Genomic DNA, 2,871 nt, shown 5'->3' on the forward strand with positions numbered 1-2,871 from the left:
ACTATATATTCACTCACATCAGATACCAGATGGCGTATCTTCAAGTATAGAGACACTACTGACAATGGAGAGTTCGACAATTCTTTAAGCACAAGAGGGAATTTAGACAATATACTTTCGTCATATGAGAATATTTTATTCGGCAATAACATCGAACACCTCGCACTTCTGTACGAAATATGAAACAATCACTTCGCACGGTTCTTTACTTTCATTTGTGTTTTTAGCAAGCCAATCGACTAATTTATAATAAATATCAGATTGTGATAAACCCTGATCACGTAGATTCCAATAGTTTAATTTCACTTGCATGGAAAATGGATCAAACCGTAATTGACCTTCCTTACTCAACTGTTGAAATAAATTCTCAACATAAAGATAGTAGATATTAATGCTGCTTTGAATTTTGATAAAAAGGGGGACATTGTCTCTCTTAATCTTTTTCTTTACTTCAACAGGATTGTAATTTAAAGGAATCAATTCTGTGACTGGAGTATTACTTATTTTTCTTAAAACTCTATTCACACCCGCTTCTATCTTTGAATTAGCCAAAGCTTCTATAGCATTAGCTTCTAGCATAAGATGTCTTTTAATATCTGCCATACGTTTAATATCGTCTTGACTTGGAGATATCAAATACTTATTTTTACATTTTGGACACAAAGCAATAAGGTTTTCATAGCTATCAGGTTTCAATTTTGGATCGATTTGAGCAATTTCATAACTTGCTGCAGTCTTACCGTTGCTCGTAACATACAGAGGTTGATAACAATTATCGTTGGGGCAAATACCGTTTGTCTCCATAATTAGACGTAGACCAAACTCATTCTTTATCCCGTCATCACTTACTAATTGGCCACTTTTACTTGTTGTAGAAGTGGCTTTTTTGTTTTTTCCTGATATTGCGCTCTCAATGAGGATATCTCTGAAAATTTTAGCGCACTTTTCAGGAGTATTGAATGCGTTAATATCCGGAAAATACTCCGAAAGTCTACTGCTTATGGAACTTTGAGCATCTTCATTTGCTGCAGTCCGTCTGTGATGCACACAACTTTTTACAATTATATCACATATATTCGCAAATTTCAATTTTATATTTGTGAACGCATTAATTTATTGCGTGGATAAAAACATATTATCTTTATGAAGTGGATCGGAGGTGAGAACATGGAAGTAATTAAGAATGGTAATGGAAAGACAGTTTGTCGAGCAGATTCTTCAAATAAAATAGTTGAAATTGTCCATAAAGGATTTAAGACAGTTATTCAGTTCATGGAAGATGGCACCATGAAAGTTATCAATTCTGAGACAGTTTAAGACTAGTAATCAAGCAAACATACGAAATAATCCGCAGAGCCGCTAGACGGACAGGATGAACACTTTGAAAGTGTTTCCTGCCCGTCTTTTTTTCTGCTCTGCGGATGACGAAAGGCTCTCGCGGATTTTCAAAGCCAAATTTTGAAAACCAAAGGAGTCAAATTATGAAAAGAGCGTACAAAACAAGTAAAAAGAAGAGGACTAACTACATTTATTCCACCGCTGAAGGAACAAAAATTACTATCACTCCAGGTGAAGACGGAGTCACCGAAGCTGATATCGAGCTTCTCCATTCCATGGATGATTATGAAGTGGACGAGCAGCGCCGATACGATTACAGAGTTACAACTCACTTAGATGCCTATCATGATGGTGAAAGCGGAGCGGCAAATGATCGTAATAAGTATCTATCAGATGATAGTGCAAACCCTGAACATCTCTGCATTGAAGCTGAAGAGAAAGTTGAACATCAAGATATGTTGGACAAGTTAACCAAGGCCATGGAATGCCTTTTACCTCAGCAAAAAGAACTCTTCAAAAAAGTATACCTTGAGAAGCGTTCCAATACTGATATTGCAGCAGAAGAAGGTGTTACAGAAGCAGCCATTCGTAACCGTCTGAAAAAGATGCACGAAAAATTAAAAAAAATTCTTTCTTGAGATCGGGTTCGCAAGAACCCTTTTTCAAAAATCTTTCCTGAAAAGGGGGTTCGAAAGAACTCTCTTTTTCGCTTATCGGTGAGGGGCAGGAAATCGCCCCCGGAAAGGAGATGGAATATGAGCCTTAAACACAAAGTCACTATCAATGTGGCTAAACCAGGCGGCGAAATAAGTCCAGTAATTCAAAGCAGCAGAAAGACAATCCGAAGTAGAATGCTCGATTTTTTATTCGGGGAAAAAGTAAGCCTGCTTGTAATTACCCCCGGCGACTCAGTCGAGACGGTAGAAATCAAGGAAATCAAGGAAGGAGGTGTGGGCTATGAGCAAAATCAAGCTTCTTCTCGATGTAGTATCAGATCTTAGATCGCTGGCTGATAGTGTTCAGGCTGTGGCTGATGCAATAGCAAGTAATGAGCCTGAAGACGTTACAAAGGCAGAGCAGCCTCAGTCTGAAAAGCAGCCTGAAGAAAAGCAGATCACTTTGGAAGAAGTAAGGGCGGTACTTGCGGAAAAGAGTCATGACGGATTTACAGCTGAAGTCAGGACTCTACTACAAAAGTATGGTGCATCTAAACTCAGCGAGATTGATCCAAGCAAGTACGCCGCGCTGCTTGCAGATGCGAAGGGATTGAAATGAGTAAACATGCAATTCTCTCTGCATCCGGAGCCCATAGATGGATGAACTGCACACCATCGGCAAGGCTTGAGCTGGAATTTGATGATAACAGTGGTGAAGCCGCAGCTGAAGGAACTGCTGCCCATGCATTAAGCGAGCACAAGCTCCGCAAGGCGCTTAAAAGGAGATCAAAAAAACCGGTTTCACCATATGACTCCGATGAAATGGACAATTACACCGATGGGTACGTAGAGTTCGTACTTGAAGTATAATGGACCC

The 2,871-nt window shown here is 39.3% G+C and carries 7 protein-coding genes; 5 read left to right on the forward strand and 2 right to left on the reverse strand.

What is annotated here, in order from left to right; translation table 11 throughout:
- Together BFU02S_RS17780 and BFU02S_RS15425 are read right to left on the reverse strand one after the other, a co-directional pair.
- Positions 1-152, reverse strand: a 152-nt coding sequence (locus BFU02S_RS17780; protein ID WP_369690719.1) for an ABC-three component system middle component 7, incomplete at its 3' end; no start/stop codon positions are given.
- The gene (locus tag BFU02S_RS15425; RefSeq protein WP_157075966.1) at positions 136-1,089 is read right to left on the reverse strand and encodes an ABC-three component system protein; all 954 of its coding nucleotides are present in this window, start codon (positions 1,087-1,089) and stop codon (positions 136-138) included. The genes BFU02S_RS15425 and BFU02S_RS17780, both read right to left, overlap by 17 nt.
- 78 nt (positions 1,090-1,167) lie before the next feature.
- On the opposite strand from BFU02S_RS15425, the gene BFU02S_RS17095 reads away from it, so the two are divergent.
- The 5 genes from BFU02S_RS17095 to BFU02S_RS15445 all read left to right on the forward strand — a co-directional run bounded on the left by BFU02S_RS17095 (position 1,168) and on the right by BFU02S_RS15445 (position 2,864).
- Positions 1,168-1,317: a hypothetical protein gene (locus tag BFU02S_RS17095; protein WP_169797618.1), complete on the forward strand. Its 150-nt coding sequence runs from the start codon at positions 1,168-1,170 to the stop codon at positions 1,315-1,317.
- A 164-nt stretch (positions 1,318-1,481) separates the two neighbouring features.
- A complete protein-coding gene (locus BFU02S_RS15430; protein ID WP_066372585.1) occupies positions 1,482-1,976 on the forward strand; it encodes an RNA polymerase sigma factor in 495 nt (164 codons plus the stop codon).
- 117 nt (positions 1,977-2,093) lie between these two features.
- Positions 2,094-2,339 carry a hypothetical protein gene (locus BFU02S_RS15435; RefSeq protein WP_066372588.1) on the forward strand — a complete coding sequence of 82 codons (246 nt, stop codon included), beginning with the start codon at positions 2,094-2,096 and terminating at the stop codon, positions 2,337-2,339.
- Positions 2,296-2,613 (forward strand): rRNA biogenesis protein rrp5, encoded by a 318-nt coding sequence (locus tag BFU02S_RS15440; RefSeq protein ID WP_066372590.1) that lies wholly within the window; start codon positions 2,296-2,298, stop codon positions 2,611-2,613. Before BFU02S_RS15435 ends, BFU02S_RS15440 begins: the two co-directional genes overlap by 44 nt.
- Positions 2,610-2,864 carry a DUF2800 domain-containing protein gene (locus BFU02S_RS15445; protein ID WP_066372592.1) on the forward strand — a complete coding sequence of 85 codons (255 nt, stop codon included), beginning with the start codon at positions 2,610-2,612 and terminating at the stop codon, positions 2,862-2,864. Before BFU02S_RS15440 ends, BFU02S_RS15445 begins: the two co-directional genes overlap by 4 nt.
- Positions 2,865-2,871 lie beyond the last annotated feature (7 nt).

The organism is Neobacillus fumarioli NBRC 102428, assembly GCF_001591485.1.
Taxonomy (GTDB): Bacteria; Bacillota; Bacilli; order Bacillales; family Cytobacillaceae; genus Neobacillus; species Neobacillus fumarioli.